Below are 21,842 nucleotides of genomic sequence, written 5' to 3' on the forward strand. Positions count from 1 at the left end.
AAGTTGAACATTCTTATTATACACAAAAGCCAAAGAAAACGTTTGTAATTTTATATTTTTTAAGAATTTCTGTTATACTATTCAAAAAAACAAAAAAAGGAATGAAACCTAAAAATGAATTTAATCGAATATTTACAGATTGAGACAATATCTATCTCAAAAGAACAGGTTGAATTGTTACTACCGATTTCTGACATCCATCTCCAACCTTTTGGCTTCCTTCATGGCGGAATCAACGGTATCTTGATTGAAACCGCTTGTAGTATTGGTGCTAACCAACATTTAAGCTCGCCACAATATGCGGTAGGTGTAGATTTACACGTCAACCACCTTAACAGCGCTCAAAATGGACAATTACAAGTGATCGCACGTCCGACTAAAATTGGACGCTCTATCCAATTTTGGGCAGCTGAAATTTATTTAGAAAAAGAAAACGAACCAACCCCTGCTCATCTTATTGCCAATGGTTCTTGCACACTAACTGTTCGTAACGAATCGACATGACGTTGCATTTATGTCCAACCTTTCATTCATTAAATTTCCATCTTTATTTGCTCTTTATCGAAATAAGGAAAAGTAAAAGACATCTTTCATTTTTATTTCAATCGATAAAAAATATTAATATTCACTATCTATAGCAACATAGTGAACTCATAGCACCTCTATTTCTCGACTTGAAATGTTAGACTAACCTAACATTTTTTTAAAATAGTAGTTAACTTTAGGTGAATATTACGTTATAATGAAAAAAGCACTAAAAAATTAAAATATAATAATGAATGGATGTGAATGGATGAAGCAAATGAAAACGATGATTTGGACATACATAAAAATAATGTTTGCCTTAACCATTTTAGGCGTAGGTATCAATATGTTTTTAGGCCCCCACCATATCGCAGCAGGCGGTGTAAGTGGTTTAGGTATTCTCTTAGAATCGGCTTTAGGTTTTGATCGTGCAATGGTCATTTTAGTATTAAATATCATCATGTTGGTATTAGCTCTTGTATTTCTTGGAAAAAAACCTTTTTTCAAAGTGCTTTTTGGAAGTCTTGTCTTTCCGCTGATTATTGCGGTCGTCCCTGAAATGATGATAACGTCGGATCGTTTACTTTCAGTGATCTTTGGTAGTGCGATCTTTGCTCTGGGTGTCGCTATTTTATACAAAAATAATTCTTCAAGTGGCGGAACAACTATTCCACCACTGATCTTCAAAAAGTACTTTCATTTGAATACTTCGATTGGTTTATTGGTAACAGATGCGTTTGTTGTATCACTTAATTTATTTATTTTTGGGTTTGAAGAATTTTTATATGCCATTCTTTCGATCGTCATTACCTCGATTGTAATGTCATATATTGAAACAGGAATGAATCGTAAAAAATCGATAATGGTGATGAGCGAAACTTCTATCGAAGAAATCCGCCAACGTTTAAGTGCGGAAATTGGTCGTGGCTTAACTTTATTAGAAGCAAAAGGTGGCTACAACCGCAAATCTAAAGAAGTTTTATTGATCGTCGTAACAGACCAGGAGTTTTCAAGAGTCAAACCATTGATCGAAGAAATCGACCCTACTGCTTTTGTGATTGTCAGCAGTGTAGCTGAAGTAACTGGTAGTGGCTTCACTTACCATCCAATTGAGTAATAAGAGGCTTATTCATAAATACTTCCTCTTCTATTTTTGTATTTCTTCTAAAAATTGATTCTGCTTAAATAATTTATCTAAAACGAGTGATGCCATAACGTGTAGTCGCTCGTTTTTTTTTATGCCCATGCTGAAACGAATTAGTTGCCTTTCTCAATTAAGTTGTATACAATTTAATTGTACAAAATCAAATTTAAAGGAGTGTTTTTTATGAAAAAAATGTATTCTACAAAAATGATCAATACTGGTGGTCGTTCAGGTGAAGTTCATAGTCCAGATCATTCATTTGAACTTGCAATTGCGGCTCCTGGACGTCGTGTAGCCGATGCAACGAATCCTGAGCAATTATTTGCAGCAGGTTTCAGTGCTTGTTTCAATAGTGCGTTAGAATTGATCAAAAATCAAAAAAATATCTCTGGTGCTTCTACCATCAGTGCTCAAGTATCTTTGTATGCTGAAAATGAAATGAGTTTTGTTTTAGGCGTTGAAATTGAAGGTCATGTTGAAGGTCTTTCTTTAGAAGAAACACAAGAATTATTGGAAGCAGCTCATAAGGTTTGCCCATATTCTAAAGCAACTGCAGGTAATATTGAAGTGACATTGACTGCCGTTAACAGCTAGACATTTATTACAAAATCAGCTATGCTAACAAGGAACTACGAGAATCGAGGTGGAGAAAATGGAAGATTTATATTTAGAAAACCAGTTGTGCTTTCCTTTATATGCCACCTCTAAAGAAATCATTCGCTCGTACAACCCTTTGCTGAAGCCTTTAGATTTAACTTACACGCAATACCTGGTAATGCTTGTTTTATGGGAAAACCAACAAGTCACAATGAAAGAACTTGGTAGCTTACTTTGTTTAGATTCTGGAACCTTGACGCCCGTCATAAAAAAAATGGCTGACAAAGGCCTACTTCAAAGAAGAAGAGCAGATAAAGACGAGCGTATTACGATTCTATCACTGACTTCTAATGGAAAAGCTTTAGAAGAAAAAGCAAAAGATATTCCTGCTAAAATATTAGCGAGTCTTCCACTTGAACCGGATGAGCTTGTTCTTTTGCAAAAACTCAGCAAGAAAATGCTAACTAATTTTCGGGAAAAACACTAGGAACTAAACAGTCAAACTGCAGACATTGCTCATCAATGTCTGCAGTTTTTATTTTTTTCTTCCTAATTCCCTATTTCCGCTTTATAATCAAATATGTACGCTATGACTTAAATTACTTGGAGGTTGTTGATTTGTCTGTTTACCAACGCTTTTTGGCGAATGAAAAAATTCGTCGTATGACTGTTCTATTAATCATTATTGTAGTCCTTTTTCTTGTGAGAAGCATGATTACAACAATTTTACTAACTTTTATTTTTACGTATTTAATGATTCACTTAGTGCAAATTATCCAACGATTCATTAAGGTTCCAACCGGGGTATTAACCATTATTGTTTATGCTCTTGTGGTTTACCTAATCTATTTAGCATTTACAATTTATATCCCCGTCTTGGTACACCAAACATTTGACATGGTCAAATCAGTCATCAATTTCTATGAACATCAACCCAAAGACGCTGATCCGGTTTTACTTTATATCCATAATTACATTGAAAGAAATGATTTCTTTGAACAATTACAAAATGGTGCATCAATTGCTTTAGGCTATTTGCAAGACTTTGGTAAGATGGCTGTCGCCTTTACTATGTCTTTTATCTTAAGTTTCTTTTTTATGATCGAAAAGAAAAAAACAATCCTATTTTCCCGCTTATTCTTAAAAGGCGAATTTTCTTGGTTCTTCCAAGACATTTATTACTTTGCTGATAAATTTGTCAATACCTTTGGATTAGTATTAGAGGCACAGTTCATTATTGCTTTATTAAACACGATCCTCACAACAATTGCTTTAGCTGCTTTTGGTTTCCATCAGTTGCTTAGTTTAGCAATTATGATCTTTATTTTAAGTTTGATCCCAGTTGCTGGTGTCATTATCTCTTGTGTGCCCTTATCCTTTATTGCGTATTCTCAAGGTGGCATAAAAGATGTGGTTTACATCTTATTAACGATTTTAATCGTCCATTTACTTGAATCTTATGTTTTGAATCCAAAATTGATGTCTAGTAAAACAGAATTACCGATTTTCTATACCTTTATTGTATTATTGATCAGCGAACGCTTTTTAGGAGTATGGGGTTTGATTGTTGGTATTCCAATTTTTACATTTTTATTAGATATATTAAAAGTGAAAGAAATTCCCAACCATCCCCTCAAAGAGTGACTTTCTTTGAATCAGAACCTGTAAGATTTACTTCAGTTTAATTGTCATAAAAATTTTGTGACGTCTCTAGCTCTGAGAAATAAGTCGAAGAATCCCTTCTAGTTAGGGCATTCTTCGGCTTATTTTGCGCTAAAATTTTCTAGAACACCGCACACTTGTCTTGTTAATCCTTACAAAGTAAATCCATCTTAGAAAAGATCTTTTTTTATAATAGGAGTTGTTTTTATCAAAAATCAGTTTTTCTGGTAAAAAATTAAAATTGGTATTATCATTAATTTATATTAATAAAAGGAGGAGATGTATCATGTGTACGTCCATTGTTTATGCAACTAAAGATCATTATTTTGGACGAAACTTAGATTTAGAGCTTTCTTATGGACAAGTAGTGACCATTACGCCTAGAAACTATCCTTTTAAATTTCGTCGAACGGATCCTCTACCCTCTCACTATGCGTTAATTGGTATGGCTGCAGTTGTTGATAATTATCCGTTATATTTTGAAGCAACAAATGAAAAAGGACTTAGCATGGCAGGTTTGAATTTCCCTGAAAATGCTCATTACTTTGAAGAAGACTCTGGTAAAACCAATATCTCACCATTCGAATTTATCCCTTGGTTATTAGGAAAATGCGCAACAATCGATGAGGCAAAAAAATTACTTGCTGAGATCAACTTAGTAAATATCAATTTTAGTGAAGAACTTCCACTTTCTCCTCTTCACTGGATGCTTGCTGACCAAAATGAAGCTCTCGTGATCGAATCAACCATTGATGGTTTGAAAATTTACAATAATCCAGTCGGTGTATTAACAAATAATCCACCTTTTGATTATCAATTGTTTAATTTAAATAACTACCGTCATGTTTCTCCTACTGTATCTTCCAATCATTTTGCGAAAAATCTAGAGTTGGATGTGTATAGTCGTGGAATGGGTGGATTAGGCTTACCAGGCGATTTATCATCTGCTTCTCGTTTCGTAAAAGCTGCCTTTACAAAATGGCAATCAGTCTCAGGAGATTCAGATATGGAGAGCGTGAACCAATTTTTCCATATATTAACCTCCGTGGAACAACAAAAAGGATTGTGTGATGTAGGAAATGGGAAGTTTGAATATACGATCTATTCGTCTTGTTGTAACATGGACAAAGGGATCTATTACTATACTACTTACAACAATCACCACATCACCGCAGTTGAAATGCATAAAGAAAATCTCGAAGGCACTGAATTGATTACTTATCCAGTGGTTGATCAAGAACAAATACATTATTTAAACAAATAAAAAATAAGTGATTTAATACTTATGGTTCATCACTTATTTTTCTAGTAATTTTCTATTTTATCAAAGAAGAGAATGAGGATGTGCTCCTCATTCTCTTCTTTTAATAATAATGTTATTTGTTTGCTTTAACTTTGTTTTTCACTATTTCGTAACTTTCTCACTCCGAAAATAGAGAAAATGATAAGTGTAAACCCAAGATACATAAAACTTGGTGTTGCTTTATCTGCTGTTTTTGGTAATTTACCACTTATACCATTACCAAGAGATTTTTCATTATCTGAGAAATTATCATTGTTTATTTCATAATTGTTTTCATTTTTAGGCGTTAAACTACCTGATAAAGACATCTGGTGCGATTTTTCTTTGATCATATCTGGCAAAATTACTTGATTTTTCGTATTAACGTCAATTAAAGATTCCCCCACAGTTGGAAACTCTTCTTTCTTAGGTATCTCGATTTCCACTTGAGGTTTTTTCATTTCATCTGGCGTTGGATCAGTCGGTTCAACTGGATCTGGTTTTTCCTCCGGTGTTGGATCAGTCGGTTCGACTGGATCTGGCTTTTCTTCCGGCGTTGGATCAGTCGGTTCAACTGGTTCTGGCTTTTCTTCCGGTGTTGGATCAGTCGGTTCAACTGGTTCTGGCTTTTCTTCCGGCGTTGGATCAGTCGGTTCAACTGAATCTGGCTTTTCTTCCGGTGTTGGATCAGTCGGTTCAACTGGTTCTGGTTTTTCCTCCGGTGTTGGATCAGTCGGTTCGACTGGATCTGGCTTTTCTTCTGGCGTTGGATCAGTCGGTTCGACTGGATCTGGTTTTTCCTCCGGTGTTGGATCAGTCGGTTCAACTGGTTCTGGTTTTTCTTCTGGCGTTGGATCAGTTGGTTCAACTGGATCTGGCTTTTCTTCCGGTGTTGGATCAGTTGGTTCAATTTCTGGTAATTCGGTAAAATTATCCTCATCAACATTAAGCATTTCTTCAACTGTCTGACGTTGACTATAAGGCGTAAGATGCTGATTATCTGTCGGACTGCCATCAGCTACTTTGATCGTAAATAATGCTGGCTTTGTTAAATGTTGATTTAATGTTACAGTAAAGGTAAAACTAGCCTTATGTCCATTAATCTGAAGCGTAGTTGGATCGTACCCGATCGTCAATGCTGGATCAACATTCTCAAATACTACATTGGATTGTGAGATTGGTTGTCTATCGCCTGAATAGCTGACACTGGCTTTGACTGGTACCGTTTTTCCCACCGGAAATTTCATGATTCCTGAATTTGTTGTGGAAAATTCATCCTGTAGTGTGATACAATTCACGTTTGCCCACCCAGGCTCTTTCGTTTTAGTAACGATTGGGTGGTGCTCTTCAATCTTTACTTGTTGCGTTGCTTCGGCAGTTACCGATAGGCCTGTCAAAGCAACAGTAGCCATTATAAGTTTTAAGTGATTCATTTTTACATCTCCCCCGTTTCAAACACTTTTGGCTTGCAATACATAAGATAATACAAACGGCTAAAATATTATTACTGTTTTTTTGTTCAAAATAGCTAATTTTTTAGTAAAATGCTGGATGGAAAATCAAATGGAGGAATAACATGCAAACACAAGAAGCAATCAAAAAGTATCTTTTAAATAAAAAAAGTGTTACCAAGCTCAATATTTTTCTTTTTCTTGCAGAACACCCATTCTTCATTACCACTCACTACCTCGCTGATTATTTTGAGATGTCTGATTCTAATTTTTTGCTTTATCTCCAAGAGTTAGAACAGGATTTTATGACACTTGATTTAGAAGATGTTTCTTTGATCAGGCAAAAGAAATTTGTCCAGTTAGATTTAAAGAATACAGATAGTGCAAAATGTTATTATGAATTATTTGGTAAATACTGTTTAGAATCGACAAATTTTAAAATTTTAACAGCCCTGTTAGAACCAACTGGTCATTCAATTGTTAGCATTAGTCAAACAACAAATTACAGCTCCTCTTATCTTTATTCCAAAATGAAAGCTGTCAATCAGTTCCTTAAATTGTATGGGATTGCATTTAAATTTACAGCTAAAGGAAAAAAAATCGTAGCAGGAACGGAAGTACAGATCCAGTATTGTTTTTTAGATGTTTATTGGAATATTTTTTCAAATACTTCTGTCCCCTACGGCATGGAAACCCCACAATCTATTACGTATGAACTAACAACTTATTTTAAACAAGAATTACTTGATGCCCTAAGTGGAGGGATGAAAGAGAAATTATTTTTACTATTAAAAATCTGTGTAGAGAACTTTCCAGTTACATCGTTGAAGAATGTCCAAAGAGAGTTTAAAGAATATGACTATATTGAATACTTGGTTACTCCAGAATTTGATTTACTTAACGATCATTTATCTATCTGTCATGAGCAGCGGGTTTTAATCAACCTGTTAGCAAGATTAGCGATCTCAAAACTAGAAAGTGACGAGCTTAGCTTTCAACATTACCAAATGTTACTAGAAGCTAATGTTCCTTACATCGTTTACTCTAAAAAGCTAGTGGAGTCTTTTAGCCGACACTTTCATTTAAAAGTACCAGTCAACCAACAAAAACTTTATGCCTTGAACTTTGCTCGAAATAAACTTTTCAGTACTTTTTTGAATCCTGATCAACCCAATACTCCTTTACCTACCTATACTTTATATGAAGGAAAAGAAAATTTTGAAAACTTACAAAATGAGATCAAACAATTCTACGTCACTTTTAGACAAAAAATCAGTAAAGAGCTGCCAGATCTATTGATCAAAGAAAATATGCAATGGATCGTTGAAGACTTACTTCATTTGTATGATCGCTTTAAACCTCAACACTCGATCGTCATAGGTATCAATTACACCAAGGATTTTTATGTGAGTAAAGATTTGATGGTCAAAATCGAGCAGATCTTTTCTTCCGAGTCGATCATCATCCAAAAAAATTATATGGAAGAATGTGATATCATCGTCAGTGACTGTCCCTTAGAGCATCTGCCGTCACATATCAAAAAAATCTATTTATTGGACAATTATGTGACACCGCAAGAATGGAAAAAAGTAATTACTCAAATTGCTGGATATATCTTTGAATTAAAACAAGAAAATGATTATACATCTTGCACACCATTTTCTAATAAATGATCCAATGCAGCCGTTCATGGAAAAATAGTCGATGAATCCTACTAAACAAAGGAAGCAGCCACTATTCCCATGTACGGCTTTTTCTATTGCACCTATAAATAACCTCCTATTTTTACGAGACATTCTTAAAATAACCAAAAAACCTTTGACTTTGCAACCGTTATTAAATTATATTAATTATAAATAAAGCAAAATAAATTGGAGGTTTTCATATGTCATTGATTGGAAAAAAAGTTGGAGAATTTACCGCACAAGCTTATAAAAACAGAGAATTTATCGATATCAGCGATGCTAATCTTACTGGTAATTGGAGTATTATTTGCTTTTATCCAGCAGATTTCACTTTCGTATGTCCAACAGAATTAGAGGATTTACAGGAACAATACGATGAATTAAAATCACTAGGCGTCCAAGTATTTTCTTGTTCAACGGATACCCACTTTACACATAAAGCATGGCATGACTCATCTGAAGCTATCGGAAAAATAGAATATGCCATGATTGGCGACCCTTCTCACCACATTTCTCGTTTATTTGATGTATTGAATGAAGAAAGTGGACTTGCACAAAGAGGAACTTTTATCATAGATCCAGATGGTATCGTACAAGCAATGGAAATCAATGCTGATAGTATTGGACGTGACGCAAATGCCTTGATTGACAAAATCAAAGCCGCACAATACGTACGTACGCATCCTGGTGAAGTTTGTCCAGCGAAATGGAAAGAAAGTGGTGAAACACTAAAACCTAGTTTCGATCTTGTTGGAAAGATTTAGAGGATGAGCCGATGTTAGATAAGGAAACGAAACAAAATTTAGCTCAATATCTTGATTTAATGGAAGCACCAGTTGTTTTTTCGGTTAGTACAGATGACACTGCCAATTCTCAACAATTATTCGAGTTTGTGAACGAAGTGGCAGATATGACTGATAAAATTACGGTTGAACAAAAGAAGTTGCCACGTACCCCTAGCTTTGAAATCAATTCTTTACAAAAGACTAGCGGGATTACTTTCGCAGGTATTCCTTTAGGCCACGAATTTGCATCTTTCCTCCTTGCTTTATTACAAGTAAGTGGACGACCACCTAAAATAGCTGATACTTTGATTCAATCCATTTTAGAAATTCATCAACCTCTACATTTTGAGAGCTATGTCAGTTTAACTTGTCACAACTGCCCTGATGTTGTTCAAGCGTTAAACATTTTAGCGGTTTTAAATCCGTTGATCACCCATACGATGATCGAAGGTGGAATGTATCAGCATGAAATCACTGAAAAACAAATCATGGCCGTGCCAACCGTTTATTTAAACGAAAAAGAATTTGCTAGTGGACGAATGACGATTGAACAAATTTTAGGAAAAATAGCTGGCCCGAATCTTATGGAACAAAAGGAAATCAATACAAAAGAATTATTTGACGTTCTAGTTATCGGTGGCGGTCCAGCAGCAAGCAGCGCAGCGATTTACGCAGTTAGAAAAGGCCTCCGTACTGGACTCGTAACTGATACACTTGGCGGTCAAGTCGTAGAAACGTTAGGCATCGAAAATCTAATCGGTACACCTTACACAGAAGGTCCACGATTGATGAAACAAGTCGAAGAACATTTACGGTCTTATCCTGTTGATGTTATGACAAATCAACAAGTTGTGTCACTAAAAAAAGTAGCAGATCTCTTTGAAATCAATTTAAAAAGCGGCAATCAGCTGAAATCAAAAACAACGATTGTTGCAACAGGAGCTCATTGGCGTTCAATCAATGTTCCTGGTGAAAAAGAATTTAAAAACAAAGGAATTGCCTATTGTCCTCATTGCGATGGTCCCCTCTTTGCCGGAAAAGAAATCGCAGTGATTGGTGGTGGAAATTCAGGGATTGAAGCTGCCATTGATTTAGCTGGGTTGGCGAAACATGTATATATTTTAGAGTTTCTTCCGACACTTAAAGCAGATCAAGTATTACAAGATAAACTAGCTACTTTAACAAATGTCACTGTCATTCTAAATGCCCAGACGAAAGAAATCAGTGGTCAGACAAAGGTTGATTCGTTGAGTTATATCGACCGTTCCACCCAGGAAGAACACACAATAGCTGTTTCAGGTGTGTTTATTCTGATTGGTTTGGTTCCTAATACGGATTGGTTAGTTGGAACACTTGAGTTAAATGATCGAGGAGAAATCATCACTGATGCCCATGGTGCTACCAGTGAAGCAGGTCTTTACGCTGCAGGTGATTGTACAGACAGTGCTTATAAACAGATCATTATTGCTATGGGATCAGGAGCTACAGCAGCCCTTGGTGCATTTGACTATTTAATGAGAAACTAAAGAATAGTAAATGCACTTTAGAATATGTAAAGGTTAAGGCGTTTTTTTCATCAACTTGCCTTAGCCTTTTGTTTATGCTTATTTTCTGTTTTGATAATAGCGATAAGTACACATTTATTGAACAAACGAATATAATAAAAGAAAACTTATCGTAGGAGGTGCTATCATGAATCAACGAATTTTCACCATGAGTTTCTCAAGTGTCTACCCTCTCTATGTAAAAAAAGCTGAGAAAAAAGGACACTCTCGGTCAGAAGTGGATGAAATCATCCGCTGGTTGACTGGTTATACCGAAGAAGAATTACAAAAACAACTGAAAAATGAAGTAACGTTCCAAGTCTTCTTTGAACAAGCACCCAAACTGAATCCAAACAGACAGTTGATAACTGGGGTGATTTGTGGTGTGCGAGTGGAAATGATCAAAGACCCACTGATGCAGGAAATACGTTATTTAGATAAGCTAATTGATGAACTTGCAAAAGGCAAGAAAATGGATAAAATATTAAGAAGCTAAATCAAAAAACAGGTTTTTGTTTGGTAGAATAACCGTTTACCGTTACAATAGAATAAAAGGAGGTTATGTTATGTTTGAAATGATACGTACTAATTTTCAGCGTTACGCATTGCTAAGGTCAGCCATTTACATCATTGCCGGACTTGCAATTGTGATCAATCCGACAGCTGTATTCCATTTTATTGGCTACCTCATTACAGCGTATTTTGTTTTATTGGGGATTTTGAATCTTTTAGAAGCAAATAAAAACCGAAAACAAACGGGTGCATGGGGATTTGGTTTAATTAGCGGGATTGCATTTTTTATTCTCGCACTAATCGTGTGGGTCTTTGCAGCAGCAATCGTCTCGCTCTTACCAGTTATCTTAGGTTTAGTTATTATCCTAAAAAGTCTCTTTCAATTATTCGTTGGACTTAATACCCGTTCGAAAGGTTGGAGTGCTTATAGTATTCTCTTATTGATTGGTGGTTTGATTTTATTATTCAATCCATTCAAAAGCGTTATGATACTCTTCCAATTATTTGGTGGGCTATTAATTTTCATGGGTATCTCAGAAATCATTAGCTATTTTAAAGTGAACAAGAGATATTCGTAAGTAAATAAGAGGTTGCATGACTATTAGTTTACCTAGAAGATGGAAGAAGTTGCTTTTTCCAAATATCTTTCGTTTCTAGGGGTAAACTTTCTGTTTGCTCCCTCTTTTTATTTGCTTTAAAATTTTTCATTTTCCGAGTCTCTGATTGCTGATTTCTTATGCAATCTCTTTTTACCACAAATAAAATAATTAATGTTATTATATATTTGAGACTATTGAATAAAGAAAGGTTTGACTATCTTATGGAGTTTATTGGTATCTTGTGTCTAATCCTTGTTGCAACTACAATTGGTTCGCATATTTCAAGAAGATTTGGGATTCCGGCTGTTATTGGGCAATTGTTAGTTGGTGTATTACTAGGACAAGCAGGACTTGGCTGGGTTCATCCTAATATTTTGGTTCATGATTTTTCTGAAATTGGCGTCATTTTGCTGATGTTCTTAGCAGGTTTGGAAAGTGATTTATCCTTATTGAAAAAATATTTTAAACCTGGAATGTTTGTAGCACTTTTAGGAATCCTCTTCCCTGTCTTTTTCGGTTGGCTTACTGGCGAGGCGTTTCAAGTAGCGAACAATGAAGCAATCTTTTTTGGGATTATTTTAGCTGCGACTTCTGTTAGTATCTCTGTCGAAGTATTAAAAGAATTAAATGTTGTGAATACGAAGGAAGGATCAACGATTCTAGGTGCCTCTGTTGTTGATGATATTCTGGTTGTTCTAGTGCTAAGCTTCAGTTTATCTTTTTTAACAGGTAAGTCTACGAGCAACCTACCCCTTCCTTTACTCTTGTTGGAACAACTATTCTATTTCTTATTTATCTTTTTATTAGTGAAATGGATCGCTCCATTTTTAATGTCTCTAGCAGAAAAAATCTATGCGAATTCAGCCATTATCATTATGTCATTAGTCATTTGCCTAGGAATGTCTTATTTAGCAGACCTGATTGGGTTAAGTTCAGTAATTGGGGCATTTTTTGCTGGGATTGCAGTGAGTCAAACAAAAGTAAAACATGAAGTTTACAATAATGTTGAAGCTTTAGGATATGCAGTATTCATCCCCGTCTTTTTTGTGAGTGTTGGTTTAGAAGTAGATTTTTCTAACTTTAGTGAACAGATACTATTTATTTTGATTTTGACACTCGTAGCGATTCTGACTAAACTTATTGGCGGATATATTGGAGCAAAATTCTCTGGTTTTTCTTCCAACAGTGCACTCATGGTAGGAGCTGGTATGATTTCTCGTGGTGAAATGGCACTGATCATTTTACAGATCGGACAACAAAGCAACTTGATTGAAAATCACTACTACTCTCCTTTAGTGATCGTTGTTTTGTTAAGTACTCTGATCTCACCTCTGATTCTTAAATATTTCACTAAAAAAGTATACGCCAATTAACTTACTATCTATCAATGAATGTTGTGATGATAATGTCCATTCGTTATACTAGAGAAAAAGGACGGTGAAAAATGGACTCAAGACTTAAATTGATTAGTGAAATGGTCGATCTGACTAACGAGATCACTTGGCGTAATAAACCAAAATTAGAACAAGTACTCGAAGGCTATTCTTTAAATGAGATCGCCTTAATCGAAAAAGTAGCATCAATTCCAAATCCAAATGTAACCAAATTAGCAAATGCTAGTTACATGACTCGTGGAGCGATTAGTAAGCTAACTAAAAAAATGATCACTAACGGCTTACTTGAAAGCTATCAGAAACCTGAAAATAAAAAAGAGCGTTACTTTCGCCTGACAGCTGAAGGTCAGCGTATTAACAAAATGCATCAAAAGCTCCATGAAGAATTTCTTAAAGAAAATGAGGTCGTTTTTCAACAAATGACTAAGGAAGAGTTTGATACTGTTTTTCGTTTTATCGGTCGCTTTAGAGAAAATTTAAAAAGAACAAAACTAGAAAAATAAAGTGCATGTGTAATCAACCGTGATCTTAAGATCACGGTTGATTTTTTGCTCTCTGCTTCGTTAGATTTCATTCTTCTATCGTAGTATCTCTCTGTTTATTGTTGACAAGGAAACAATAAACGTATACCATATAAAATGTTTCCTAGGAAACATTTTATAGCTAAGGAGTTTTGATATGAATACAACAATCAACAAACATGCACTCGTTTTTGGTTTCACTTCGGTCTTTTTGATTGGATTAGGGTTAACAATCGTTAATCCGGTCATCCCATTTATGGTAGAGCAATACACAAAAAACACACAGCAACAAGCAACCACGGTGACACTACTCAGTGCGATCTATGCTTTTTCCATGTTTTTAGCCGCCCCTATGTTAGGCGCACTCAGTGATCGGTTTGGTCGGAAAATTATTTTGATCAGTAGTTTGTTTGGCTCTGCGATTGGGTACTATTTATTTGGCTTTGGTGGAGCTTTATGGATACTTTTTCTTGGTAGAATAATTGAGGGGCTGACCGGCGGTGAAATCTCAGCTATTCTTGCCTATTTTGCTGATTTGACACCAATTGAAAGTCGAACAAAATATTTTGGATGGATTAGCGCGACGGTTGGGATTGGAACTGCAGCAGGTCCTTTGATTGGTGGGTTCTTGGCACAGTACGGACCAGCAACTCCCTTATACGTTGCCTCCTTTTTGTCTTTGAGTAATGCGGTTTACGGTTATTTTTTCATGCCTGAAAGTTTGACTAAACGTGAACGTACAAGAAATCTTTCTCTTCAGCAAATCAATCCCTTCAAGCAACTCCAATTGGTTTTCACATTTCGATCAGTCAAATGGTTATTGATCACAGGTTTTTTGATTTGGCTACCCAACGGCTCATTCCAAGCGATTTTTGCTCAATTTTCAATTGATACTTTCCATCTATCGCCAATTATCATCGGTTTTACTTTCTCGTTAATTGGCATTATGGACATTTTTGCTCAACTGTTGATTATGCCGATTTTATTAAAATTTTGGCGAGAAAACCAGATCATCACTATGGGTATTACCAGTGAAATGATTGGTTATTCTGTCATCATCCTTTCCGCTTTTTATAGCTCGATCCCCTGCTTTATCATCGGCATGGTCTTTTTCGGGCTAGGTGATGCGATTTTTAGTCCTTCCTATAATGGTTTGATTTCAACGTATGCTAGCAAAGAGGACCAAGGAAAAATCCAAGGGGCTTCACAAAGCATCCAAGCATTAGCTAGAGTGATCGGTCCGATGATTGGTGGTCAACTATATGCTACTTTCCATCATACGATGCCATTCATTATTGGATTCATTTTATTAGGTTTAGCTACTTTTATCGTTAAACCAAAAGTAAAAAGATCATTCTAAAATATCCCTATATAAAAAAACTAATCGAGTGACTGTAGTTTTCTAAATAATTTAGGTTTCCTAGTCTAAATGTAAGTAGGGACTACAGTCATTGATTAGTTTTATTGATTCGTCTATTGATAGTTTTGATTCAAGTATTGGAGTAACTCAGGTGCACGTTTCGTTGCAGAATCACCTTCTGCTTTATCTTCTAACATGCTGATCATGAGATAACCATTTGTATCAGGATTCACAGCAAATAAGAAGCTATTTTCTTGTCCTTTTTCATCTTGTTTTTCTTTGATTTCAGCTGTACCAGTTTTTGCTGCTATCGGTATGCCTAAAGCAGCTAAAGAATGAGCGGTACCATTTGTATCTTGAACAACATCTTTCAAATCTGGCAGAATCGTCTGTACAGCTGTTGAAGCAATGACATTTTGTTTGACTTTCGTTTCTTTATTCATCTCTAATTTTGGATAAACGAGATTTCCATTATTAGCAAAAACAGAATACATCGTTGCTTGTTGGATCGGATTGATCAACAGTTCTCCCTGCCCATAACCAGTATCTGCTAATAAGATTTCTGACTTGAAACTATCCTTATTTGAGATTTGTGCGGGATTCATGCTGATCGGCAAATCTAAGTCTTCCCCAAAAATGAATTTATTTAATCCTTCGCGGAATTTCTTCTCACCCATTTTCAAGGTTTCTTGAGCCATATAGATATTATCTGAATAAATCATTGCATTTCTCAGATTGACTTGAGGCACATCGCTGACACGAGTAACTTGATACGATCCCCATGATTGGTCTTTTTGCCATTTCAATCCATTGATCGTCAATACTTCGTCTGGATTCAGCGTTTGATTATCTAATCCGATTGCGGCAGTAATCATTTTAAATGTAGATCCGGGAGCGTAACCGGTAGCAAAACGACTAATAAATGGTTGGTCTTTATTTTCCGTATAGGCTTGATAATCTTCTTGAGAGATTCCATTTGTCATTTTGTTTGGATCATAACTTGGAGAGCTCGCTAATACTAACAACTCACCCGTTTTTGGCGAAGTCGCTACTGTTGAACCCGCTTTTCCACCTAAACTATCAAATGCGATTTTTTGAGCATCGGCATCAAGAGTTAATTTGATATCCTGACCATTTTTCACTTCTTGATCGATCAATACTTCTTTTTCTGTCCCATCAGCATCCGTAATACTCAATTTCCCCCCATTGGTGCCACGTAGTTCTTTGTCATAAGTCATTTCCAGACCAGAACGACCAATTTTACCATTACTACTTAATTCAGCATTCTTTTTGATATCTTCTGCTGAGATATCACCAACATAACCAATCAATTGCGCTGCTGCTTCGCCTAACGGATAGGTGCGACCATCAACTTCTTGGATCGCTGCTCCGCTTGGTAATTCGGGGGTTTGTCCATCAATGATTTTTAGAGGAACAAAATAGTCCGGTTGTACCCAACTTTGAGAGATAGCTTGATTGATTTCATCTTCTGAAAGATCGAAAGCTGCAGCAATTGCTTTGATGTTTGCTATTTTCTCTTCTTTTTCTCCTAGCTTTCTAGGAACGATCCCTAACTGTTTCAATTTGCCCGTCGTTGCTAATTTCTTTCCATTTCGATCAAGGATATCGCCTCTTTTAGCTTCCTCACTAGTCAGACTTACTTTGTCTGTATCTTCCATTTGAGGAAAAATCAAGTTCGGCTGCCAGTTGATTTTGATCTGATCATTTTTATTTGTCAAAATTCCTTTATATGATAGGTCTTTTAATTCGCCTAAGCTTGTATTCATTTTAGCTTTATAAGAAAAAGAATAGGTTTCACTATCTTTTTTCGTCACTTTTAAATTAGAGATTTCCAAGCCTTTTATGGCCACAGCTCCGTAAATGTTTTGGTATTTTTCAAGAGCTTCTTTTTCAGAAATTGTCTTCTTAGTCTGTGAATCAATTTGCGTGTATGACATCGCCTTTTTGTAATCGCCAGTACTCAAACGTTCCGCAAACTGTTGGATCGTTTTTTCTCCTGCTGAAACCACTTGCTCTTCTTGCGTTTTTTGATAGTAAAAATACCCGCCACCAGCCGCAAGAACCAAAACAAGGGCACTTGTTAGATAAACGCCAGTCTTGTTCCTATGATGATTGTCACTTCGTTTCATTTTGTCCCTCCGCTCACATTTTCTTATCTTAACTTCTATCCATTTTACCATAAGAAAAGAAGCTAGAACACAACGACAATCGCTTGTTTCTAACTTCTTACACTTTAAATAAAATGTAAATCTATTGGTCTAAAAACTGATTGATTGCTAATTGATTTTTTTCTAAATCAAGTTCTAGTACACTACCAGAAGGTGTGTAATCATTAAAATTCCAACTACCTTCAACTGGTACAGATAACGTATCAATTGGTTTGTCATCTTTTAAGAAATCAATGCCACAATCAATTAATACACTTTCAGGTAAATTCGTTTTAATACTTCCCAAGAGTTGACCGATTGCTTTTGGTAATTTAAGGATGGAAGTCACATCTTTTAATTGCTTAGAAATTGCTTTGATCACTTGTTGTTGTCTTCTGATCCGTCCAAAATCTCCTTCAGCATCTTCTCTAAAACGCGCATATTGCAATAAGGTATTCCCATCCATCGTTTGTTCACCTTTTTTGATGTATACACCATCCAAGTCTAAATCTTTCTCAGCATTGATATCTACGCCGTTAGGGAATAGCTCATTGACACAATCAATGAAATCTTGGAAGGTGATACTTGCATAATAAGGTGTTTCAAATTTGAAATTTTCTTTCAATGTTTGGTTCAAAAGATCAATCCCGCCATATGAATAAGCTGCGTTGATCTTATCTTGACCATGCCCAGGTATATCTACATAAGAATCACGCATAATCGAAACCAATTTTGCTTTTTTAGTTTTTTGATTATACTGAGCAATCATCAAAGAATCTGAACGTCCATTTTCTTCTTTCGACCGGGCATCAGAGCCAATCAATGCCACATTGATAATCTTAGGAACACTTTTGGCTTCTACTTTTGGTACATCGTCTGCTCGACTCGTTGAAGAATAACCATGAACAAACTCAAAAGAAAAATAGCCGATGACAATGACGACTGCCGTCAATAGACCTAAAATCACTTTTTGAAATGTTTTCATTTTCGATTCCTCTTTCTAACCGAACCTCTTACTTGAAATATAGCCATTTTTTTATTATGATAGTCCAATTGAGAGATTCTTAATTGTTCTTGTTTAACAGTTCAGGTTTCTTGAGTTGTAACCTCTCAACCTGCTTATTTTTCTCTTTCACTTGTCGAGACGAGATATTCAAAGCTAATCCAATAGCGAAAGACAAGATTAAATAGCTTGTTCCTCCGTAGCTGACAAATGGCAATGGTACACCTGTCATTGGAATTAAACCAAGGATGCTTCCAATATTGATACTTGTCTGAACGAGTATCCATGTCCCTACACCAATTAAGATCAAAGTTGCCTGTTGGTTCTTTTGTTTCGTACTCTTTTGGAAGATTCGCATACATAATAAGAAAAGCAAAAACAAAACAAGTAATGCGCCTATCAACCCAAACTCCTCAGCAATGACTGAGAAAATAAAATCTGTTTCGGATTCAGGGAGATAACCTTTTTTAGTAATACTATTCCCCATTCCTCGACCAAATAGGCCACCGTTGTATAGTGCATAGTAAGAGTTACTCATCTGGTATCCTGCACCATGTTCATCTAAAAAAGGATTATGAACCATTGCGATTCGGTCATAAGCGTGTTCAAAAAATGAAGGTAACAAATGATGCTTTTCAAGTAGTAAAACTAAGCCAGCTACTAAGATCAAGCTAGCAATCGCTGCTCCGATAATTATCAACCCTTTTTTAATGGGAATAGCTGCAGCCCAAAAGATAGCTCCAGCAATAGCTAAAATCATCAGTGCTCCCGCAATTTTAGGTTGAAACAAAACAAGCACGGCGATTCCGCCCACGATCAACACTGGTATATGAAGTTTCTCAGGAACACTGCGGTCATTTCTAAAAAAACGACTTAAATATAAAATCAAAAAAATGGTTGCGATTTCTGACGGTTGAAACTGGATTCCAGCGATTGAAACCCACCGCTGGGCACCATTAACTGTTACAGCAAAAATCCCGAGTTTCATCATCGCTAATAATAAGCCCGATACAATCAATCCAGCTTTTATTATTCTTGGTTTCAGTAGAACTTGTAATCTGATGGAATAGGTCAATACAATTACGCCCCAACTAAGAATAATAAACAAAAATTGCCGAATAAATAAGCTTTTAGGATCACTTCCTGCTACCAATAAACGATAGGAACTAGCACTATATATCTCTAAAAGACCGACAATTGACAAAGCCAAATAAGGGCCTAAAATCAACCAGTCGATCTTTCTGTTTTTCCACATCGCATATCCCCCTCCTCTTACACAAGTTAGGCGAATACGAGCAGTTAAATATAGAATCAGTTATAGAATATAAGAAAAGGTCAGAAACCTTTTCGAACAAGAATTCTGACCTAGCATCATCTCATCGTCCGAGTTTTAGCACTATACAACGTAAAGAAACACTCTTAGCTATTTGAAAAAGCCTTAATCCGACAATTCCTGTTTGACTCATTGGCGTCTTTCGACGTTTCTGAGCAATAGCATATATTTGTATAGGAGCCTCACCTAACAAGGTTATTACTATTTTTATTTTTTACAGAGTTAATAGTAAGCTTCTTTAACTATTTTAGCAATCATTTATTTGATAAAAAAACAAAATTAATCAATCTTTAATATATTTCCCCTTTTTAGGAAGTCGTTTAATATGAAAATCCTTTGCTAACTTAATTGATTTTTCTGTTTTAATTTTCTCGTTTTCACTTTTCGGAATAAATTATAAAGTTATCTTAACATTTACATACCAGTTTATCCATGCACCAGAAAACCTCATATCTGCCTTTTTACTTGTATATTTCAAATAAAACTTTAAATCATTCGGTTTACCTAAAAAAACTTTATTGTTTTTTATAACTAAAAAATGTTTTAGCTAAATTTAATTTCTTACTCCATTCATGAAAGAAATGAACTTACGCCAATATTATAATACTATTTTTAGGATTATACATCCTCTAAAAATAACATATTTATCGTCATGTGGTTCACTTTGGCCTAGAGATGGTAAAGATTTTCCCTAAGGTTGCATAATCATTCCCTGCTAATCGACTAACTGGTTGTAGTTTCTTGGGATCGATCTTCCCGGATACTGGATCATATACCTCTTCATTTAATTGATACGTATGGATTTTTAATAAGAAAAGATCGGCAGTAACTTCTTGCTCATTCTTAATTTCGAGATGGTCATATAAATCCGTTTCAAAAACAATTTTTGACTCATTGATTGGTGGAATTGAACCATTCCTATTTATTTTCGTAGTCAAGTTAGTCAAGGTTAGTTCACTTTCTTCTTGCGGAAGAGTTGCTGCTGTTTTATTGACCTCCACCACATTTAGCTCATCTAAAACTTGGATAATTGCTTCTTTCCTTATTAAGATATTTTTAGCAGTATCTTTCATCTGCTCATTTTTTCTTTGGACAGCTAACGAAACGATGGGTGGATTTGAACTAACGATATTAAAATAGCTGAATGGCGCAATGTTTAAGTTCCCTTTCTCAGTTAATGTTGAAACAACAGCTACTGGTCTGGGAATAATTGAACCAATCAGTAATTTATAATTTTCTCTTTCTGTTAATTGAGATGACAAACGTGTAAACATCTACTCCCCTACTTTCATTTGACAGAATCAAAAGCTGTTCTCCTGTCTAGATTTAGTCAGACACTATTTTTTACTATCTATCATTGTTCTTTTTTTGTCAAGAATCCGTCTTGGAAGCGTTGCTTATTACGTTTTTGCCTCTATATAAAGAGCTGTGCATTGTTTAGCAAGTATTTATTTTGCTGTTTATGGCTATTTCAACTAAAATAATATGGAGGAGGCGTTTTCATGAAACCTTATTCAATCCTATGGTTATTCCCTACGTTATTGGTATTTGCAGGATGTGCCGATCATTCCTCTCAATCAAATGGTACTAATACTAGCACGAATTCGATTGTTTTGGATTCTACAACTTCTGCGCCTTTACCAACTAATTCCAACCATCCATCAAAGGAGGAAACACCAATGTCAATTGCTCCAGGTCGCTTGTTACAAGCTGTTAGTGCCGAGGATTTAAATCTAGTTCAAACGTTGTTAGACCAATCAACTGCGATGATTGATGAACAAAATGAAAAAGGAGAATCCCCATTATTGATTGCTGTCCACCATAATATGATCGATATTGCAAAAATCCTCATTGATCACGGTGCGAACATCAACTTACAAGATCATATTCAAGATAGCCCTTACTTATATGCTGGCGCACAAGGAAAAACTGAGATTCTTGCTTATATGCTTGAAAATAGTGAACCTGATCAGTCGATCGTTAACCGTTTTGGTGGTAATGCCTTGATACCAGCTGCCGAAAAAGGACATTTAGCCAACGTCAAACTTTTGCTAACTGATGGTCGTGTTGATATCGACCATCAAAATCATTATGGCTATACTGCCTTGATTGAAGCTGTGGCTTTGCGAGATGGCTCAAAGATCTACCAAGACATCGTCCGAGAATTATTGGCTCATGGTGCAAATAAAGAATTGCGTGATAATCAAGGGAAAACTGCCGAAGATTATGCCAGAGAATTAGGATATGATCAACTATTATCTCAATTAACTTGATTA

20 protein-coding genes and 1 riboswitch are annotated in these 21,842 nt (G+C 35.6%); of the genes, 15 read left to right on the forward strand and 5 right to left on the reverse strand.

From position 1 onward, the window contains the following. Nucleotides 1–114 precede the first annotated feature (114 nt). From IGK81_RS06665 to bsh, 6 genes are all read left to right on the forward strand, one after another. Complete coding sequence (locus IGK81_RS06665) at nt 115–504, forward strand: PaaI family thioesterase (protein ID WP_034698042.1); 390 nt, start codon at nt 115–117, stop codon at nt 502–504. 289 nt (nt 505–793) lie between these two features. Then, nucleotides 794–1,642 carry a YitT family protein gene (locus IGK81_RS06670; protein ID WP_034698045.1) on the forward strand — a complete coding sequence of 283 codons (849 nt, stop codon included), beginning with the start codon at nt 794–796 and terminating at the stop codon, nt 1,640–1,642. Nucleotides 1,643–1,852: 210 nt separating this feature from the next. Then, on the forward strand, nt 1,853–2,263 hold the full coding sequence (locus tag IGK81_RS06675; RefSeq protein ID WP_010719118.1) for an organic hydroperoxide resistance protein: 411 nt from the start codon (nt 1,853–1,855) through the stop codon (nt 2,261–2,263). Between the two features lie 58 nt (nt 2,264–2,321). Beyond that, complete coding sequence (locus IGK81_RS06680; protein ID WP_034698048.1) at nt 2,322–2,753, forward strand: MarR family winged helix-turn-helix transcriptional regulator; 432 nt, start codon at nt 2,322–2,324, stop codon at nt 2,751–2,753. A gap of 131 nt (nt 2,754–2,884) precedes the next feature. Further along, nucleotides 2,885–3,910 (forward strand): AI-2E family transporter, encoded by a 1,026-nt coding sequence (locus IGK81_RS06685; RefSeq protein WP_010737621.1) that lies wholly within the window; start codon nt 2,885–2,887, stop codon nt 3,908–3,910. A 304-nt stretch (nt 3,911–4,214) separates the two neighbouring features. Next, nucleotides 4,215–5,192, forward strand: coding sequence for a choloylglycine hydrolase (bsh, locus tag IGK81_RS06690; RefSeq protein ID WP_034698051.1), 978 nt, complete (start codon nt 4,215–4,217; stop codon nt 5,190–5,192). A gap of 125 nt (nt 5,193–5,317) precedes the next feature. Here the strand turns inward: bsh and IGK81_RS06695 are convergent, their stop codons facing one another. Beyond that, nucleotides 5,318–6,643 carry an LPXTG cell wall anchor domain-containing protein gene (locus IGK81_RS06695; RefSeq protein WP_431393338.1) on the reverse strand — a complete coding sequence of 442 codons (1,326 nt, stop codon included), beginning with the start codon at nt 6,641–6,643 and terminating at the stop codon, nt 5,318–5,320. Between the two features lie 143 nt (nt 6,644–6,786). On the opposite strand from IGK81_RS06695, the gene IGK81_RS06700 reads away from it, so the two are divergent. The 8 genes from IGK81_RS06700 to IGK81_RS06735 all read left to right on the forward strand — a co-directional run bounded on the left by IGK81_RS06700 (nt 6,787) and on the right by IGK81_RS06735 (nt 15,062). Further along, a complete protein-coding gene (locus tag IGK81_RS06700; protein WP_034698053.1) occupies nt 6,787–8,334 on the forward strand; it encodes a helix-turn-helix domain-containing protein in 1,548 nt (515 codons plus the stop codon). Between the two features lie 212 nt (nt 8,335–8,546). Then, nucleotides 8,547–9,110 carry an alkyl hydroperoxide reductase subunit C gene (gene ahpC / locus IGK81_RS06705; protein WP_431393336.1) on the forward strand — a complete coding sequence of 188 codons (564 nt, stop codon included), beginning with the start codon at nt 8,547–8,549 and terminating at the stop codon, nt 9,108–9,110. An 11-nt stretch (nt 9,111–9,121) separates the two neighbouring features. After that, a complete protein-coding gene (ahpF, locus tag IGK81_RS06710; protein ID WP_034698057.1) occupies nt 9,122–10,657 on the forward strand; it encodes an alkyl hydroperoxide reductase subunit F in 1,536 nt (511 codons plus the stop codon). A 166-nt stretch (nt 10,658–10,823) separates the two neighbouring features. Next, entirely contained in the window at nt 10,824–11,171 is a 348-nt protein-coding gene (locus tag IGK81_RS06715) for a DUF2200 domain-containing protein (RefSeq protein WP_034698059.1), read from the forward strand. Nucleotides 11,172–11,241: 70 nt separating this feature from the next. After that, the gene (locus IGK81_RS06720; protein ID WP_034698062.1) at nt 11,242–11,766 is read left to right on the forward strand and encodes a DUF308 domain-containing protein; all 525 of its coding nucleotides are present in this window, start codon (nt 11,242–11,244) and stop codon (nt 11,764–11,766) included. Between the two features lie 242 nt (nt 11,767–12,008). Beyond that, complete coding sequence (locus IGK81_RS06725) at nt 12,009–13,160, forward strand: cation:proton antiporter (RefSeq protein ID WP_010719107.1); 1,152 nt, start codon at nt 12,009–12,011, stop codon at nt 13,158–13,160. A gap of 71 nt (nt 13,161–13,231) precedes the next feature. Further along, entirely contained in the window at nt 13,232–13,684 is a 453-nt protein-coding gene (locus IGK81_RS06730) for a MarR family transcriptional regulator (RefSeq protein ID WP_034698067.1), read from the forward strand. 175 nt (nt 13,685–13,859) lie between these two features. Further along, a complete protein-coding gene (locus IGK81_RS06735) occupies nt 13,860–15,062 on the forward strand; it encodes a tetracycline resistance MFS efflux pump (protein WP_034698070.1) in 1,203 nt (400 codons plus the stop codon). Between the two features lie 113 nt (nt 15,063–15,175). Here the strand turns inward: IGK81_RS06735 and pbp4 are convergent, their stop codons facing one another. The 4 genes from pbp4 to IGK81_RS06755 all read right to left on the reverse strand — a co-directional run bounded on the left by pbp4 (nt 15,176) and on the right by IGK81_RS06755 (nt 20,840). Further along, a complete protein-coding gene (pbp4, locus tag IGK81_RS06740; protein ID WP_412003847.1) occupies nt 15,176–17,212 on the reverse strand; it encodes a penicillin-binding protein PBP4(5) in 2,037 nt (678 codons plus the stop codon). A 121-nt stretch (nt 17,213–17,333) separates the two neighbouring features. Beyond that, on the reverse strand, nt 17,334–18,215 hold the full coding sequence (locus tag IGK81_RS06745) for an LCP family protein (protein ID WP_010737634.1): 882 nt from the start codon (nt 18,213–18,215) through the stop codon (nt 17,334–17,336). A gap of 79 nt (nt 18,216–18,294) precedes the next feature. Then, nucleotides 18,295–19,488: an FtsW/RodA/SpoVE family cell cycle protein gene (locus tag IGK81_RS06750; RefSeq protein WP_034698076.1), complete on the reverse strand. Its 1,194-nt coding sequence runs from the start codon at nt 19,486–19,488 to the stop codon at nt 18,295–18,297. 113 nt (nt 19,489–19,601) lie between these two features. Continuing rightward, nucleotides 19,602–19,767, reverse strand: a riboswitch (M-box (ykoK) riboswitch). A 458-nt stretch (nt 19,768–20,225) separates the two neighbouring features. Then, the gene (locus tag IGK81_RS06755; protein ID WP_034698079.1) at nt 20,226–20,840 is read right to left on the reverse strand and encodes a flavin reductase family protein; all 615 of its coding nucleotides are present in this window, start codon (nt 20,838–20,840) and stop codon (nt 20,226–20,228) included. A gap of 228 nt (nt 20,841–21,068) precedes the next feature. Here IGK81_RS06755 and IGK81_RS06760 point away from each other — a divergent pair, with 228 nt between their 5' ends. Next, entirely contained in the window at nt 21,069–21,839 is a 771-nt protein-coding gene (locus tag IGK81_RS06760; RefSeq protein ID WP_034698082.1) for an ankyrin repeat domain-containing protein, read from the forward strand. The last annotated feature ends 3 nt before the right edge of the window (nt 21,840–21,842 follow it).

The sequence above is a fragment of the Enterococcus sp. DIV0703 genome, from assembly GCF_051711065.1.
GTDB classification, from domain to species: Bacteria; Bacillota; Bacilli; order Lactobacillales; family Enterococcaceae; genus Enterococcus_B; species Enterococcus_B hirae.

Excerpts from the sequence above, each read along its gene's own strand:
- IGK81_RS06695 (WP_431393338.1), bottom strand. The coding sequence starts at position 6,643 with ATGAATCACTTAAAACTTATAATGGCTACTGTTGCTTTGACAGGCCTA.
- IGK81_RS06745 (WP_010737634.1), bottom strand. The coding sequence starts at position 18,215 with ATGAAAACATTTCAAAAAGTGATTTTAGGTCTATTGACGGCAGTCGTC.
- IGK81_RS06735 (WP_034698070.1), top strand. The coding sequence starts at position 13,860 with ATGAATACAACAATCAACAAACATGCACTCGTTTTTGGTTTCACTTCG.
- bsh (WP_034698051.1), top strand. The coding sequence starts at position 4,215 with ATGTGTACGTCCATTGTTTATGCAACTAAAGATCATTATTTTGGACGA.
- IGK81_RS06700 (WP_034698053.1), top strand. The coding sequence starts at position 6,787 with ATGCAAACACAAGAAGCAATCAAAAAGTATCTTTTAAATAAAAAAAGT.
- IGK81_RS06730 (WP_034698067.1), top strand. The coding sequence starts at position 13,232 with ATGGACTCAAGACTTAAATTGATTAGTGAAATGGTCGATCTGACTAAC.
- IGK81_RS06670 (WP_034698045.1), top strand. The coding sequence starts at position 794 with ATGAAGCAAATGAAAACGATGATTTGGACATACATAAAAATAATGTTT.
- IGK81_RS06665 (WP_034698042.1), top strand. The coding sequence starts at position 115 with ATGAATTTAATCGAATATTTACAGATTGAGACAATATCTATCTCAAAA.
- IGK81_RS06755 (WP_034698079.1), bottom strand. The coding sequence starts at position 20,840 with ATGTTTACACGTTTGTCATCTCAATTAACAGAAAGAGAAAATTATAAA.
- IGK81_RS06675 (WP_010719118.1), top strand. The coding sequence starts at position 1,853 with ATGAAAAAAATGTATTCTACAAAAATGATCAATACTGGTGGTCGTTCA.
- IGK81_RS06760 (WP_034698082.1), top strand. The coding sequence starts at position 21,069 with ATGAAACCTTATTCAATCCTATGGTTATTCCCTACGTTATTGGTATTT.
- IGK81_RS06725 (WP_010719107.1), top strand. The coding sequence starts at position 12,009 with ATGGAGTTTATTGGTATCTTGTGTCTAATCCTTGTTGCAACTACAATT.
- ahpF (WP_034698057.1), top strand. The coding sequence starts at position 9,122 with ATGTTAGATAAGGAAACGAAACAAAATTTAGCTCAATATCTTGATTTA.
- IGK81_RS06750 (WP_034698076.1), bottom strand. The coding sequence starts at position 19,488 with ATGTGGAAAAACAGAAAGATCGACTGGTTGATTTTAGGCCCTTATTTG.
- IGK81_RS06680 (WP_034698048.1), top strand. The coding sequence starts at position 2,322 with ATGGAAGATTTATATTTAGAAAACCAGTTGTGCTTTCCTTTATATGCC.
- pbp4 (WP_412003847.1), bottom strand. The coding sequence starts at position 17,212 with ATGAAACGAAGTGACAATCATCATAGGAACAAGACTGGCGTTTATCTA.
- IGK81_RS06720 (WP_034698062.1), top strand. The coding sequence starts at position 11,242 with ATGTTTGAAATGATACGTACTAATTTTCAGCGTTACGCATTGCTAAGG.
- ahpC (WP_431393336.1), top strand. The coding sequence starts at position 8,547 with ATGTCATTGATTGGAAAAAAAGTTGGAGAATTTACCGCACAAGCTTAT.
- IGK81_RS06715 (WP_034698059.1), top strand. The coding sequence starts at position 10,824 with ATGAATCAACGAATTTTCACCATGAGTTTCTCAAGTGTCTACCCTCTC.